14 protein-coding genes are annotated in these 14,563 nt (G+C 36.1%); 8 read left to right on the top strand and 6 right to left on the bottom strand.

The features are described from left to right. The first annotated feature begins 43 nt into the window (after positions 1-43). Positions 44-703 (top strand): hypothetical protein, encoded by a 660-nt coding sequence (locus tag kam1_RS05465; RefSeq protein ID WP_039722056.1) that lies wholly within the window; start codon positions 44-46, stop codon positions 701-703. 29 nt (positions 704-732) lie between these two features. On the opposite strand, the gene kam1_RS05470 is transcribed toward kam1_RS05465, so the two are convergent. After that, positions 733-1,446, bottom strand: a complete 714-nt coding sequence (locus kam1_RS05470) for a hypothetical protein (RefSeq protein ID WP_143958301.1) — start codon at positions 1,444-1,446, stop codon at positions 733-735. Positions 1,447-1,486: 40 nt separating this feature from the next. Between kam1_RS05470 and kam1_RS05475 the strand changes: the two genes are divergently transcribed. After that, a complete protein-coding gene (locus kam1_RS05475) occupies positions 1,487-2,074 on the top strand; it encodes a hypothetical protein (protein ID WP_143958302.1) in 588 nt (195 codons plus the stop codon). 24 nt (positions 2,075-2,098) lie between these two features. Here kam1_RS05475 and kam1_RS05480 read toward each other — a convergent pair whose 3' ends face one another. Genes kam1_RS05480 through kam1_RS05490 form a run of 3 tightly spaced genes read right to left on the bottom strand, consistent with a single transcriptional unit; the run spans position 2,099 to position 5,762 of the window. Next, entirely contained in the window at positions 2,099-2,767 is a 669-nt protein-coding gene (locus kam1_RS05480) for a hypothetical protein (RefSeq protein WP_039722057.1), read from the bottom strand. Between the two features lie 22 nt (positions 2,768-2,789). Then, positions 2,790-3,656 carry a hypothetical protein gene (locus kam1_RS05485; RefSeq protein WP_039722058.1) on the bottom strand — a complete coding sequence of 289 codons (867 nt, stop codon included), beginning with the start codon at positions 3,654-3,656 and terminating at the stop codon, positions 2,790-2,792. A gap of 48 nt (positions 3,657-3,704) precedes the next feature. Continuing rightward, positions 3,705-5,762 (bottom strand): GspE/PulE family protein, encoded by a 2,058-nt coding sequence (locus tag kam1_RS05490; protein WP_039722059.1) that lies wholly within the window; start codon positions 5,760-5,762, stop codon positions 3,705-3,707. A 61-nt stretch (positions 5,763-5,823) separates the two neighbouring features. On the opposite strand from kam1_RS05490, the gene kam1_RS05495 reads away from it, so the two are divergent. The 4 genes from kam1_RS05495 to kam1_RS05510 are packed head-to-tail and all read left to right on the top strand — an operon-like array spanning position 5,824 to position 9,680. Continuing rightward, positions 5,824-6,612 (top strand): hypothetical protein, encoded by a 789-nt coding sequence (locus kam1_RS05495; protein WP_039722060.1) that lies wholly within the window; start codon positions 5,824-5,826, stop codon positions 6,610-6,612. Continuing rightward, on the top strand, positions 6,609-7,580 hold the full coding sequence (locus kam1_RS05500) for a hypothetical protein (RefSeq protein WP_039722061.1): 972 nt from the start codon (positions 6,609-6,611) through the stop codon (positions 7,578-7,580). Before kam1_RS05495 ends, kam1_RS05500 begins: the two co-directional genes overlap by 4 nt. Beyond that, positions 7,577-8,779 (top strand): DotG/IcmE/VirB10 family protein, encoded by a 1,203-nt coding sequence (locus tag kam1_RS05505; RefSeq protein WP_039722062.1) that lies wholly within the window; start codon positions 7,577-7,579, stop codon positions 8,777-8,779. Before kam1_RS05500 ends, kam1_RS05505 begins: the two co-directional genes overlap by 4 nt. After that, positions 8,769-9,680, top strand: coding sequence for a hypothetical protein (locus tag kam1_RS05510; RefSeq protein ID WP_039722063.1), 912 nt, complete (start codon positions 8,769-8,771; stop codon positions 9,678-9,680). The genes kam1_RS05505 and kam1_RS05510 overlap by 11 nt, the downstream gene beginning before the upstream one ends. On the opposite strand, the gene kam1_RS05515 is transcribed toward kam1_RS05510, so the two are convergent. Both kam1_RS05515 and kam1_RS05520 read right to left on the bottom strand, forming a co-directional pair. Beyond that, positions 9,647-11,242, bottom strand: coding sequence for a ParB/RepB/Spo0J family partition protein (locus tag kam1_RS05515; protein WP_039722064.1), 1,596 nt, complete (start codon positions 11,240-11,242; stop codon positions 9,647-9,649). The genes kam1_RS05510 and kam1_RS05515 overlap by 34 nt on opposite strands. Beyond that, positions 11,242-12,138, bottom strand: a complete 897-nt coding sequence (locus tag kam1_RS05520) for a sigma-70 family RNA polymerase sigma factor (RefSeq protein ID WP_039722065.1) — start codon at positions 12,136-12,138, stop codon at positions 11,242-11,244. The genes kam1_RS05515 and kam1_RS05520 overlap by 1 nt, the downstream gene beginning before the upstream one ends. 440 nt (positions 12,139-12,578) lie before the next feature. On the opposite strand from kam1_RS05520, the gene kam1_RS05525 reads away from it, so the two are divergent. Further along, positions 12,579-13,745 (top strand): hypothetical protein, encoded by a 1,167-nt coding sequence (locus kam1_RS05525; protein WP_161792043.1) that lies wholly within the window; start codon positions 12,579-12,581, stop codon positions 13,743-13,745. A gap of 22 nt (positions 13,746-13,767) precedes the next feature. Continuing rightward, a complete protein-coding gene (locus tag kam1_RS05530) occupies positions 13,768-14,532 on the top strand; it encodes a hypothetical protein (RefSeq protein ID WP_039722067.1) in 765 nt (254 codons plus the stop codon). Positions 14,533-14,563 lie beyond the last annotated feature (31 nt).

Below are 14,563 nucleotides of genomic sequence, written 5' to 3' on the forward strand. Positions count from 1 at the left end.
ATTAAATAGGTCAACTTTATTGATAGCGATCTATTGTTAAAATATGAACTTTATTATCGAATGGCCTGAACCCTGGAAAAAATGGGCAGATGCGGTTAGCGATAATCTAATTGATGGATTCTGGATTGAAAGTTATGAAGAATTTTGGCCTAAAATCTGGCCTGATGGTTCACTTATCTATGCCCAAAACACCAATGGGAATCATTGGTTACTCTTAAGAGAAAATGCTTGGATCGATTATGGATTTGACAATTTCGATGAGTTTCTAGAAGCCTTATTGTCGAAAAGAATTGAAGCCGACAAGACTTCTAAAATAATTCTGCTAGGAAATTACAGGAAACTGCCAAGAGGAAATTATTTAGGATCATTTCGTGGTTCTATTCTGATCAATGGGCAAAGAGCAATGCATTTTCTCATTATTAATGATAATGAATTTCATAATGTGCGTTTGTTGGCGCATAAAATTGATCGAGATTGTGTTGTTCAGAAAGAAATCTTTTTTCAAGAGTTTATCGATAAGCTAAAAAGTATTTTTCTGAACAACGAAGACAATAGGATAAAACTTATTCGGGTAGGTATTTTTCTAGGGATTTTTACTGCTATTTTTTCTCTCATAGCTTTTTTTTGGAAAAAAGGAATTTTTTTAGCTATTCTTTCTCAAATTGCTTGTCTTTGGATCTTTTGGAGAATAGGAAAAGAATAGATTCTTAATTCCTAAATTATTTTTAGATGCTATTGATCAGCAGAAACACTCTTGTTTCTCAATTCTATAGGGATTAAAGCGTTGCTTTTTTCCTTATTCTTATACAGAGATTCAATAAAATTTAAAGTAGTAACGTTATCAGTTATAAAATAATACGGATTTTCTTCTTCAGAAAATAAGGTGTTATAAGGTAAAAAAAACTCCTGAATTTTTTTTGCTTGCTGACTGAAAGTAGCTGGATCATCAACAAAGGCATTTCTTTTACCGACAATTGGAGCATAATCTTCAAACCAAAATTGAGTTGATTCATAATAACACCAACCCAAAAGAGGAGAAAATGGATGAACCATTGATGAGGCATTGGAGGGGGTATTTTTAAAATAAAAATAATTTTGTAAAAAAAGTGAGCATGATTCGATAACTGCCAAGTTGATTATAGTACAAGCGATGAAGGAATAATGCCAAGATGAACTAAGATTTTCAAAAAAAGAGAGATTTTTTTCACTAAGTCGATCGACTGTTGTATGGACGCCAAAAAAGCAGGGTAAAGAAGGATAGATAGATGCATACTGACAAAATGGCTGAATCAAATCCTCCGAAATGATAATAAGATCTGCTTTAGCTAGGCGTGGATGACCAGAAAAAAAATGGAGAAATTTTCCTGGATCATAATACGCAGGAAAAATTGTTTTAAATCTAAAATTTTCCAAATAGTCAGCCGGGTCAATTGGTTGAGGTTGCATACTATTATAAATAGAAATAGAAGAATTTTTTTAAACACTTATGAATGTTTTTGCTTCATTTTCATCATCAAATCGTTTTTTTTACGACACAGAAAAAGTCATTCAAGAAATACTTTGGGAAAACACCATCGACACATTGCCACGATTACTGCCTCCTATTCCTGCTAATCTTTTAACTTTTGACCAATTCCCAAATAACAAAGCAATTGAATCAATTCCCGTAGAAGGAGGTTGGTTAAACTTATTAGTTCATCCAATTCAATGGCCGAAAGATCTTTTGCAAGTGTACTATGAGGATTTAGTTATTTTATTTTCTTGTGTAAAATCAAAAGAAGTTCAGCAAAACAATTTACAACCTATCGCCCTCTGTCAGTTTGTACAAATTTGTAAAAAAAAGAAAATGGCCCTTGAGAACAAAAATTGTCCATTTAATTGTATGGGGATTTGTGCTATTGGAACATTCCAAAATCAATCTCTCCCAGTAGAATCATTAAACCATGATTCTATAGGCTATTATTTAGGACTTACCAAGCAACAGGTTCAGTCCAAATTAAAAATTGCAACAGAATATTTGAAAAACGCTTTCAAACAAAAGAAAGCTTTTTGCGAATTGCTTTCCAATAGTTGAAATAAATTAAATTACAATTTTTGTTTATCGAATCTTTTCCTGTACTTTCTTTTGTTCAAGAAAAGCACTTGATCGATAAATTCCTTGGATCGGCGAAGGATTTAAGCCTTCAGGATTAAAAATGGGTGCCTCTTCCTTTTCTTTTTCTAGAGACTGCTGGTTTTTTTTCCCATCAAATGCCTTCTGCCAGAATTCTTGTTGTAGAAAGGGCCCTTTTCCTATTCCAGGAATATTCCAATAGGAAGGTGCGGAATGGGTTTCCGTTGTTTTTTGATTAACCATATTATTGGCTTTTCCCTCAATTCTTTTCCAATCCAAAGAGCTTAACCTTTGATTGTTTCTTTCCAGACACATACAGGTACACATGCCATTCCATTTTTGAGGGTTTGAAGCTGAATCTATTCCCTGCTTCAGCTGTTCTTTAGCAGAAGCTCTAGCCAAGCCTATCGCATTTAGTGTCTCAATATTCGATAAGGCTCCAATGGAATTCTTTGAGGTAGAGTGTTGCTGGACAGGAAGGGATCTGTTCTCACTTTCTTTGTTTCTATTTTTTGTTTTGTTTGTCGTCCCATCCATAATATCCATAGAAGATGGATTCATTGGAATGTGATCAAATGATTGAATATGCGCCGAAGGCTTTTCCTCTCCTCCCTGATGTGCAATTAATTCTACTCGTTTGTTTTGTTCGTTCATGGTGCATCCTCCTTTTAAATTTTTATCGTGCTATTCCTTCTCCTTCTTTTGTATTTAAATAGGAAAGCTGGGGTCGTGTTTGAAAATTGGAATTAGAAACTGAGGAAAAGTTTTCAGGTAAATAAAAATCTCGATTGATTGGATGTTGATAATTTTGAAGCTTCGTATAAAACCTTTCGGAATTCTGTATATTTTCTATTTTCTCAGTAGGTGCTTTTAACTTTTCTACTATTTTTTCAATCTTTTCACCAATTCTTTCTCCCATAGAAGAGCCAACAACCCATCCAAGCCATCCACCCATGGGTTTCCCAATCAAAGGAATTCCACCAAGGACATTTTCTCCCAACTTTTCACCTATTTTCCCAATTCCTACAGCTGTCGCTCCTTTTATGGCTGCTTCACTCATATTAAACATAGCCTCATCAATTTTTCCATGCGCCAACGATTGCATGGATCTGTAGACTCCCGGACCTGCAATTTCCGCCCCTAAAAGTGCTGCGTACTTTGGACCTCCTAATCGAGTCATCGTTTTTACAGCTCTTAATAAAAAAGAATCAGGCTGATTCATTCTTTCTCTATTCTGCAGCTTTTCTATTGCTTTTAATTGCTGTATTTTTCCTTCCTTTCCGGTAGCTATAATGGATCCTGAATTTTTTACAGTTTCTTTTTCAAGTGGAGCAAAAGATAATGGTTCTTTTTTTATCTCTTCTACAATATTATCTGGATAATTTGTAGTAGACATCTCTTTGAAAGTGTTTTCATTAACATTAGAAGAAGGCGGATCTAGAATGTTAATTTCACGAAAACTTGGACTAAGAAAGCTACCGTAGAGAAGAGAAGATAAAGGCAAGCTCCTAGTGGCATTAAGATGAACTTGAGGATTATTCATACTTATATATTGTTAGGCGATAGCCTGGAAAAAATTTTAGATAAAAGATCAACAAAATATGCTAGAATACGAGCGAGAAGAAAGTAGGAGCAAAGCTTCTTCTTTGGATATCACCCCTGTAAAAAAGAGCTCTGTAGCTTGAATCGCTAATGGTTTAAAGCCTCTACTTTCATTATGAGCTCGTATTCTGTTAGGGCTTGCACCATTTTCAATTAAAGAAATAATTTCACTATCGAATGGAAGGAGTTCAAGAATCGGCATCCTTCCAGCCGTCCCTGTTCCTCTACATGCTTGACAACCCCTAGCTTCTGCAACGACAGGCTCTGCAACCTGACAATTGGGAAAATATTTTAAATCATCTGCCGTGGCCTTTCTTATTTTTTTGCAATAAGGGCATAATTTTGAAACGAGTCTTTGAGAAACAACCAATTTCAGAGCATAGGAAACAGCAAGCCTATCAATACCAAAACTCTGAACCATTCTTTCTATTACTCCCACTGGATCAGTTGCATGAATAGAGGAAAATACGAGATGGCCAGTTAATGCTGAATCAATGGCAATTCGAGCACTTTCCATATCACGTATTTCCCCAATCATAATGATGTCTGGATCTTGTCGAACTATTCCTCTTAGAGCAGTAGCAAATGTAATTCCTGCTTTTTCTCTAACCTCGATTTGCATAGCATCGGGAAAATGTTTTTCAACTGGATTCTCAACGGTAATTATTTTTTTTCTAGGGGAACTAATATGCTGTAGCATAGCATAGAGAGTAGTTGTTTTTCCACTTCCTGTCGGTCCCGTGGAGACAAACATCCCCTGTCCATTCGCTAAAAACCACAAAAGGAAGGAATGCTCCATTGGCGGCAAATTCAAATCATCAAGGGTTGGAATTCGAGAAGAAAAAATACGAATGGCTGTATGCTCTTCCATCCCTTGGCCAATTACAATACTATACCGTTGGTCATAACGAATCCCTTTGTATTGATAGCTACTACTTCCATCTTGAAATATTCCTTTTTGATCGGCAGCCATATTTCCAAAAAGCTTAATTCGGTCCAATAGAATCTGATATTGAAGTCTGCTTAGGGGAGCTTGTTCATAATAATCACCGTCTATGCGAAAACGCACTCGCACATTGTGATCTTTAGGTTCAAGGGAAATATCGCTGGCCCCCATATCAATGGCACTGCTCATGATAGCATGATAAAGAGTGATTCCTGTTTCGTTAAAATGACTTAAATCTACTTGAGGCCATTCCCTTACGTGAAGAGGATCTCCTGGTAAAATTCCTTTAATTTTGTTTTCTTTTTTAACCAGAAGAAATAGTTTTTGGAAATAACCTGGTGAGCAAATCACTAGTTGGATTTTTGTTTTTAAAGCTTCGATCAATTGATCTTCTAGTTTAGAATTAAAGGCTTCTGGCGTAAGAACCCAAGAGCAGGTAGGAGACTTCCTCCATAAAAGAGCGTTTTCAAATCCTTTGATGGCAGCACAAGCTTGCACCGCTCCTTCTGGAATAACAATTTTTGGGTCGGATCCAAAAAGAATTTGCTCAAGAATGTCAGCCACCCTTGGATACAATGATGATTCTAACCTTAACAGCTTTAACCAACTTTCCTTATCTTCTTGCTCCCAATCAGGAAAACCTTCTACCCCTCTTTCCCTTTTCAGGATAAGATTAGCTAAATCGCTAGGATGTAAGAGATAAAAAATTCTTGCTTTATCTGGAAAATTAATTGCAGCAAAAATTTCAATCTCATGTAAGCGAAAAGGATTGAGAATACCAATGACATAAAAAGGACTGTCCCATAAGATTATCGCATTGAATTCTTTTTCTAGCTTCTTGCCTACAGGATAGAAAGCTGAAGAGGGCAGGGGATGATCTCTATCAGCAGGATATAGTGGTGGCCATCCATTACGATTGGTAAATGATTCCGACCATCTTTCCCATGAAAAAAGGGTAGAAAATCGTAAGATCGTTTTTTCTAAATCAAAAAATGAATCAGACTTTTTCCACTCTTTAAGATTTTCTGCAACGATCAACCGTTCTTTGAGAAGAAAGTTTTCAAAATCGTTTTGAACAGAAAGACAATGTTTCGTTTGCATAACTTATGCGTTTGTTGGCGCAAATTTTTTTCCGTAATGGCCTATTAATACTTTGATTATTATGAGTTTTATTTTTCGAAACCCACATGAGGTCAATCCACCCGAAAGAGAAAGGGATGGATTATACGGTGTTCAAAGAATAAGACTGCCCGCGTTTTTAAGAACCATATGGGAATGGAAGGAAGATCTAGCTGTTGTAAATAGTTGGCTTCTGCTTTTCTGTTTCTTACAAGCTATAGCGATCATATTTCTTGGTATTGCACTATATCTGAAGATTCATGAGCCAACTCGGATGATTGTCGATCTCCCTGGATATGTTATTTGGCCAAAAACTGAAATATTTAAATTAAATGAAAACATGATTTTTTCTTTCCTCCATGAGGTGGGAAAAGCTCTTTATGAAGTAAGTCCTGGATCTTATTCCCTTTCAACAGTTGCCGATCGCGTTTCTCCCAAGGTCGCTGCCGCATTTAAAGAAGTCTATGTTCCATTGGCGATGAACGCTGCAAATGGAGAAAGAATTGTATGGAATTTGAGAGAAGTGCGTAAATACAACTCTCCAAAATTGCCAAGCTATTTAATAGTTGCCGGAAAATGTGATCGGGCTCGTTACAAAATTCAAAATGGTATGCCAGATGTTACAAGTGAATCAATTGTTATTCTCTTTTATATCAGTCAAGGCCGCAACACACCGATGAATCCTTTAGGATTAAGACTCGAAGGAGTAGAAGAGTTTCAGGGGGCAGAAGCAGAAAAAGTCTGGTCTTATACAGTTCCAATAGTTAGTTCGCCTGAAATATTGAAAAAAGAACCTATTTTACCTTCAAAGAAAAGAGGATCTGAAAAATGAAAAGAAAACTCTCTGTTTTATTGCTCCTACTGTTTTTCCCTATTGCCAGGGGCCAACAAATCGATCCGCTTGACTCTAGGAATGCTCTCAATTCATCGTTTCAGAACGGAAACATAAATTCAAATTCTTCGCCTCAAATTGCAGAAGAAGATGCTCCTCCTGTTATTATTAATGGTAAAAAGGCAGAAGAGTTAACAGAAGATGAACTGCTCCAGTTTCTTCAACAAAAAGTTAGATTGATTCATCAGGAAGACGGTCAGGTAGAAATCCTTCGAATTTCTCCAGGATATCCGCTAGCCATTGAATTTTCAGAGCCAATAGTTGGATGGGAGATTGGAGACGGTAAATTGATTCATATAAGTAAACAGGGTGCAAAACTAATACTAAGATCTCTCGATACCACGGGTGATACTTCTCTTTTAGTTTTTTTCCAAGGAAACAGAACGAGAATTTATCATATTTTTGTAGAATCAGATTTTCAAAAGGCATTGAGCCTTATTAGAGTTAGCCCTTTTAGTAAAAATAATTCTTTAATGTCCACTCAGCTTGTTGCTTATTCCGCTGGAACGGACGAAGAAATCTCTTCAGTCAAAAGTGTGGCCCAAATTATCGCCAACTATGATCTTTTGGTTAGAGAAGGTTCTTTAAAGCCGATGGATGTGAGTAGAATAGCAATATTTAAACGTTCAAAAATTACCGGCTTTGATTATTATTATCTTTACAGATTTTCTTCTGGTCTATTAGCGATTTCTTTCGCATGGAAGAATCTTTATCCTTATCGCGTAAGGTTAGATGAGTCGACTTTAAGGGTAGCAATTGGACAAAGCCGCTTTATACCAGATTATGTATCATTAAATAAGGTAATATTACCTCCTGGAGGAATAACCAGCGGTTTTTTGATTATCTCTAATCCTCCATTTTCTCCAGATCAACCTTTTTCTTTAATCTGGAAAGAAAGTAAAAAATGAAAAAGTTCCTTAAAAACAAATTTTTCCTCATCATTATAGGCATATTATCTGTTGCCACTTTTTACTATATTAAACCCATTCATCTTGTCTCAGGGTTGATGTATAGGACGATTGAATCTGCTAGATATACCTATTTTAGAGGACAAACTTTACCTTTAAGTTTAGAGAAAAAGATAAAGAATGAGGCTCAAGAACAAAGGAAGAACATCATTGTACAAAAAGGGGAGAAATCGAAGCTAAAGGCGGTTATTCCCGAAGAAATTGCACAGGCAAAAGAAAATATTCCAGAGCCAATCCTTCCTCCTACTCAAGTTAAAGCCCCTCCAACTTCTAAGGACAAAAGTTCCCTTGGAGTTTTAGAACAACAACCCCCGAACAGAATTGCTCCTGTCCCTCGCGGGATAGTCGATCAAAAAGCTTTGGCTAGGGATTCTCAAGCTTCAGATCAGCCGGTGATCATAAAATGGGCAAGAAAAAGATATCTTTTCCGAAATCTTTCTCTTTCAGCTCTTGAAACTAATGGCACTGAGGACAAAGGAGGCTCCGAAGGACCATTTGCAAATATTGATATTAATTCGTTCTCACCCCAAGGTGAGATGATAGAAGCAGCCTTGGTAAATTCCGCTTTTAGTTCTAATACAGATGTCGATGTAGTAGGAGCCGTTTGGCTTCCCTTTTACTTTCAAGGGAATCTTCTTCTTGAGCCTGGCGATCGATTAATTGGCACTTCAGCCGGAGGAACAGCTTTACGGGACAGAATGATGGTCCATATCGACAAAATTATCTTTAAAGACGGTAGATCTTTGCCAATTCAAGGAGTCGCCCTCCATACTGATGGAACAGAAGGAATCAAAGGATACAGGGTTAGTGAATATGGCAAACAACTTTTGGGGCCAATTTTAGCAGCCATGGGGCAAGCCTTTCTCTATGCCATGGAATATCAATCCTTTAATTATTATATGTCTCCATATGGACTTACTCCTTGGGGTCTATATGGGCAGCCAGCTTATAATGGGGCAAAACAGGCAATGATGATGGGTGGGATGTATGCAGGCACTAACGCGATGCAACAAATCATGAACATTCTTGCTCAAGATATTGAGCAATATAAGCCCTATGTTTTTGTTCCAGCAGGAACTAGATTTAGGGTCTTTTTGAAAAGTTACATGGATATTTCAAAAGCTGATTATGGGAGATGAAAATTCATTCAACACTATTCAAAACAGTATGAATATAAAATTTTATACACTTTGTGCTCTTGCTATTTTTTTTGTTATAGGTTGTGTTTCACAGAAAAAAACAGCGATGCCAATTGATCCAGCGTTAATACAAAATAGTTACGACTATACCAAGCCATATGATGTTTATGACAGAAGCAAACCTGCGTATGTTCTGCCGGTTATAAATACTGGATGGACAAAAGCAAGGGTACATCCTAAAACAGGACAGTGGATTGGTGGACATTATGTAGGGACCGTTATTGATCCTGGACACTGGGCTACTCTTGAAGAGGCTGAGCTCTCTGGAAAACCTTATATCAGAGCGGACAATGGACAAATGATTGTTCCTAACCCTAGTGAAGACAACCCTCCAAGCAAAGATAAAGGAGTAGAAATAGATCTTGTTAATATGAAAAATAGGTTAGAAAAAATGGAGTCTACCTTGGCAGAGTCTATTCCTTCCCCAGAGTATAAAGAAGCCGCATTAATGAATGCGTTAGAAAAAAAATCACAAAGCAAAAAATATAGTTCCACCAATTTTCCTTCCATTGTAGTAGGAGATCCAGATATGGGAACTATCGCCCAACCCTCCACCTTTAACGTAACTAAGACATCATCCTTTATTACTGTTGGGGAAGAAGAACCCACCGTTAAAAATGCAAAAAACCAAGATTTAAAAAAATATAATTCCACATTAACCACGATAGAAGTTCCTCTTGGGAAACCAGGACAGAACTTTGTCGTTAAAACTCCAAATGGTGGATTTGTGGTAGTCGAATTTTTACCTAATCGAAAAGTTAAAGTTTTATACAAAGGTCATACAGTAGAAAAGATTGCTCCACCAGATCAAGATGTTGTGGTGATTTCAGTGCCACAATAATTTAAAAGCCCTTTTTTCTTGATTAGAAATGAATTAGATTGATTGACAGAATTTATTTCATCAACCACTTTGGAAATATCGATGGATAAAATGTGACAAATGCTGGTAAGATGAGGAGGAAGATCGCTATAACTATTTAAAAAAAGATCAGTAGAAAGCAATAAATCTAAAAGGATTGCCTTTGACTCCAATTCATCAATATGTTCTAGCATTTTTAATGATTCTTCCATTGTGCCAAGCTTATAATTATGTCTTTGGAAGACAAACGTAGAAACCTCTCTTGGTAGAACACGTAGTGCCAAAGATAAAAAGATATTATAGGATCGATCAATATTCTCTGTTTTGATCTTATCACATACTTTGGATATGAGAGAAGAACAGCTCAAATTCAAAAATTCTTCTTTCTTTTTTCTCTCTCTTTTGGCCTCTTCCTTTTCTTTCAATTCTTTGATTGCTTTGGCTGCAAAGGTAAACCCTTGTCTTTGTAAAAGAAAAAGCGCATCTTCCTTCTTAACAAGCCTATGGATGGTTCCAATGGGGCTCCGTGCTAAGTATTGATGCAAAAGTGGCTTACTATCTTTTATGGTTAATTCTTCAGCTAATAAGGATGCCCATTTTCTTTCTTTTTTATCCCAATCACATGTTGAATCAACATCAATAAAAGGAGAATTAGTTTTAAGTCTAGAAGTTCCTGGAACAAAATGTCTTGTTGCTTCTTCATCAGAAAGTATTTCTCTATTTTCACTTTGAGCTTTATAGCATTGAAAACGCCAGTCAGCTTCTCTCTTTTTGGCAAAACATTCTGGATCTGTACAGACCATGTCATCTGTTACATCCTCGAATAGATCTTTTGAATTGCCTGTTCGCTTAGTGCAATCAAGACAACTTGGAACACCTGGAATTAAATCTGGTTTTGCAATGGAGAAGTTCGCTTTTCTTAAATCAAGAAGAAAATTTTCTAATACCATCTTGGCTACTTGAGCAACAGTTAAAGATTTTGCGATCGCTTCAGATGCAACAACAGCTCGTAATTGAGGCACTGGTATTCTAGCGATATACCATCCTGCGCGTTTGGCCAATTTTCCAGATATTATCGCCTCTTTTGCAGCTTCTGGGAGAGACAATAGAGTAACCATTCGACTGATATAATCTCTACCCTTGCCTATGACTGAGGCCAATTCCACAATAGTCATCCCTCCTTGCAAAAGATTTTTGTACCCTTCAGCCTCTTCTATAGGATTAAGATTTTGTCTTTGAATATTCTCAATTATTCGTATTTGAAGAGCCATTTTTTCATCCATCGGATGAATAAAACACTCAATAAACTCTTTGTTCAGTTTCTTACAGGCTCTCCATCTTCTTTCCCCTGAAACTATTTCATAATAACCTTCTTCTATTGGCCTGACTAAAATAGGATGAATGAGTCCGATTTTTTCTATGCTTACTGCAAGTTCTTCAATTTTGTCTTCTTGAAATTGTTTTCTAGGATTGTGTTTGGATAACTTAATTTTTTCAATTGGAATTAGGGTGATAGAAGGAGACTTTTGATTTTTCGTTTTCATTATTCGTAATCTAATGAAGAGTCGTTATAAAAATTGACGTTTATCATTGTAGAGGATATCCCAGTAGGTAGGGGATGTCGGATATTTAAAGTCTCAAAAAGAAAAAAATCTCTTTTAAGTTGATTTAGAGATTTCTCTAAAAGTTGTAGAACCTTCTTTCTAGAAAGTCTTAGTTTTTGAGCAATCCAGGCAGTAGGTCTTTTTTTAGCTCCTTCTCCTTCAATCCCAAAAAAGTATAATACTATTTTTCTAGAAATATCATCAAGATGAGACAACGCAATAGAAAGTTTCTGCAGCTTTTCTTCTTTTTCTTCTTCTTCAGCTGTATTGTCAGGATAAACCAAAAGGTCCATGAGAGAGGTTTCGGAGTCGTCTAAGGCAGAAAAATGAAGGCTTAAATCTCCAGAGTATACATGGAGTATTTTTTCCATGTCATGGAGAGAACATCCATATAATTCAGTAATCTCTTCAACGGTTAGTCCTTGTTCTAAAAATCTCTCTATTTTTCTATACGATCTGTACATCGACGCTGGCCTGCGAACAGTAGCTCTACAAGCATTGGCATAATTTCTAACCCTATTTCTCACATGATGAATGGCATAATCTAAAAATCGGATATTGAAATTCTCATTCCATTTTTCAAGAGCATCAAGAATTCCAATCCATCCAACGTTTTCAGCATCAGGCCATTGATCAGCTAAGTTTGGTAAATAAAAACGAGCTACTTGCTGTCTTATAGGTAAAGAATTTTTAGCAAGCCATTCCAAGGCTTCCGCATCTGCAGCTTTTGCTCTAAGAATAAGTGGAAGTTCTTCCTTGAATTTCTGTTCATAGTGGGCAGAATGATGTTGCTGATTACTAACAAGATCCAAAGATTTGGCTAGTTTGGTTCTCATGATAGTATTTGGCTATGACCATTGTAAACAAGCATAGGTTCTCGGCAAGAATAAAATATATTTGTAACATTACTGTAACATATCTGTAACATTTGTTTATTTTCTATCTTATTTTTTAAATATTAAATTTGATTTTTATTATTTTGTAATTCTTTATAATCTTGCTTTAGGCTTATTTTCAGCCATCTTAAGCTTTCAAATAAATATTTTTTTGTACTCGATCGAATTACTCATTACTTATGAAAGTAATTCGATCCTTATTTTTCTTTTTCGTTTTTTCTCCTTTATTTTTTCTACCATCAGTTAGAGCGGAAAATGTTGAGGTTTCTTCCCAATCATATTCCCATGACCTCGCTCTAAAGCTAAACCAACAAGAAAGTGAAATTTTTTCTCTTTTTTTCGCTCAGGCTATCTCCTTCTTTTATAAAGCCTTTCCTTTTTTGATTGGATTTCTTTTAGCAGCTGGAGGACTGAGAATATTTAGAAAAAAAAGGATGTGTTATCTAGCGGCCGATTATCTTCTTTGCTTCCTCATTGTAATGACTGTTCTTTCTGGAATCCCAAAAATGGTTTTTGATCCGATAGAAGGAATTATTACGCAGGGCCTCGTTAGCCACATCGGCCAGATCAATATAGAAGGAATGAAAATTGAGGGAAAGAATCCTAGAGAATGGTGGGATAACTGGTTGTCTAATTCTAAAAGCTCTTTTGGATCAAAATTTTCATTAGAATATAGTGTAGAAAAGAGCCAAGGTATTTGGAAATACTTCCCACACCGATATGAGGAATTGGAAGCCAAAGCAAAAGAAACTTTTCAGAAATTTCTTCCTTATGACTTTCCCTCCGAAAAAATCAAAAAATTACTTCTCTTTCTGCTTATTACTACAGGTAAAGGATTTTTTCACTCGGTTCTCTTCTTTTCCTATATCCTTTCACAGCTTTCTCTCTTCTTCTATCTCCTAATCCCAATTGTACTCAATTTTATCGAAGAATGTCTTATGCTTCTTTCCCTTTTTCTCTGTTTGTGTTTTGGATTAACACTGCCACTTAAACCGCATATACAGTTGATGGGACAATCCTACCGATTTTTCCTTCTATCGTTCATTCCTAATTGCCTTTGGATCATTCTTTCTTTTTTGTGTTATCTCTTATTTACATCCCTTTATGGAGCAATTTTTGACGAAGGAGGTGGCTTCTTAGCATTCTTTCATTCTGCAAGCCATGATATACGACATGCTCTGAGTAAGACTTACTGTTTATTTTCCTTTTTAGAATTTTTGCCTGAAACCTTTAAGATAGTTTTCTCAGGATTTTGGGAGCTTTCATGGGAAGCTGGTTTTTTTTGTTTAGTTAGTTTTTGTTTATCCTTATTTCTCTTCTTGGGGATTACCATCCCATTGTGGGCAATGTTCAGGACAATATCTTTGACAAAAAATGCGCCAGCAGTTGCATTTCGATTATTTAGAAAGATCCGCTACGGCTTAGGAAAAACTATCTACAACATGATTTCAAAGATCAAAAATATCTCCCTATGTTTTCAAGAAAAAGAATTTTTCTCTTCAAAATCTAAAACAGAACCTAAAAAAGATCCTGCATCCTATTCATAAATGAAAGAAAGGGAGGACTATAATGAGAAAAACTTTGATTTTAATAAAAAATACGTTTACGGTCTCAAAACTGACTCTGCTTATTTTTTGGACATTTGTCTCTTTTTCAATTGCTCTATGGGCTGATGATGGGTCTGATCTAAGCCTTCCTTTGAAAGTATCAAATCCATCTGCTCATTCTCTTCCTCTAAAAGGAGATTTATCGAATTTATCCAATAAAGAAAGCAAGGCTTTAAAGAAAAATGAAGCTAATCTCACTCCAAGAGAAAACAAATCGATAGACAAGATAGGAGAAAGTAAAGAACAAATCCAGAAGGAATTGCCAGCACAATCAATCATTCCAAATAACGAGAGCTTTCAACCGATAGTTTTGGATTTTCGAATCACAGAACTTATGGAGCTTAAACGAATAGCTAGAGAGATCGGAGGCAATCTGATAATTACCATTGAACCTGTAGGAATTACCGCCGCCGATCTCATCATTCCTTTAAGAAACTCTGGGTTGTTTAATGTTGAATCAAAGGATGGAAAACTTTTCATTGTAAGTTCCAATGGTCAACAACAGAAAAAGGCATATGAAGAGGAAATAGCAGCACTTTCAAGACGACAAGCAGCTCTGCTTCGGAATATAGCAGTATTGCAGAACTTGGCAACTTCTGAGAATTCTTCCAAGCAAACCTCTTCAGTAGAATCCATTGATTCCATAGAAAAAGAACAGAAAAATAATATGCAATCGATGGCGCATATCCCTCCCAATACTCAAGAAGAATATCCTTTGCCAAAATAGCTCCAAGCTACGATTGGTTTTCTTTTTGATT

Source organism: Methylacidiphilum kamchatkense Kam1 (genome assembly GCF_007475525.1).
Taxonomy (GTDB): Bacteria; Verrucomicrobiota; Verrucomicrobiia; order Methylacidiphilales; family Methylacidiphilaceae; genus Methylacidiphilum; species Methylacidiphilum kamchatkense.

What these genes read in the sequence shown, in the direction of transcription:
- kam1_RS05465 (WP_039722056.1), top strand. Translation starts at nt 44, where the DNA reads ATGAACTTTATTATCGAATGGCCTGAACCCTGGAAAAAATGGGCAGAT.
- kam1_RS05470 (WP_143958301.1), bottom strand. Translation starts at nt 1,446, where the DNA reads ATGCAACCTCAACCAATTGACCCGGCTGACTATTTGGAAAATTTTAGA.
- kam1_RS05475 (WP_143958302.1), top strand. Translation starts at nt 1,487, where the DNA reads ATGAATGTTTTTGCTTCATTTTCATCATCAAATCGTTTTTTTTACGAC.
- kam1_RS05480 (WP_039722057.1), bottom strand. Translation starts at nt 2,767, where the DNA reads ATGAACGAACAAAACAAACGAGTAGAATTAATTGCACATCAGGGAGGA.
- kam1_RS05485 (WP_039722058.1), bottom strand. Translation starts at nt 3,656, where the DNA reads ATGAATAATCCTCAAGTTCATCTTAATGCCACTAGGAGCTTGCCTTTA.
- kam1_RS05490 (WP_039722059.1), bottom strand. Translation starts at nt 5,762, where the DNA reads ATGCAAACGAAACATTGTCTTTCTGTTCAAAACGATTTTGAAAACTTT.
- kam1_RS05495 (WP_039722060.1), top strand. Translation starts at nt 5,824, where the DNA reads ATGAGTTTTATTTTTCGAAACCCACATGAGGTCAATCCACCCGAAAGA.
- kam1_RS05500 (WP_039722061.1), top strand. Translation starts at nt 6,609, where the DNA reads ATGAAAAGAAAACTCTCTGTTTTATTGCTCCTACTGTTTTTCCCTATT.
- kam1_RS05505 (WP_039722062.1), top strand. Translation starts at nt 7,577, where the DNA reads ATGAAAAAGTTCCTTAAAAACAAATTTTTCCTCATCATTATAGGCATA.
- kam1_RS05510 (WP_039722063.1), top strand. Translation starts at nt 8,769, where the DNA reads ATGGGAGATGAAAATTCATTCAACACTATTCAAAACAGTATGAATATA.
- kam1_RS05515 (WP_039722064.1), bottom strand. Translation starts at nt 11,242, where the DNA reads ATGAAAACGAAAAATCAAAAGTCTCCTTCTATCACCCTAATTCCAATT.
- kam1_RS05520 (WP_039722065.1), bottom strand. Translation starts at nt 12,138, where the DNA reads ATGAGAACCAAACTAGCCAAATCTTTGGATCTTGTTAGTAATCAGCAA.
- kam1_RS05530 (WP_039722067.1), top strand. Translation starts at nt 13,768, where the DNA reads ATGAGAAAAACTTTGATTTTAATAAAAAATACGTTTACGGTCTCAAAA.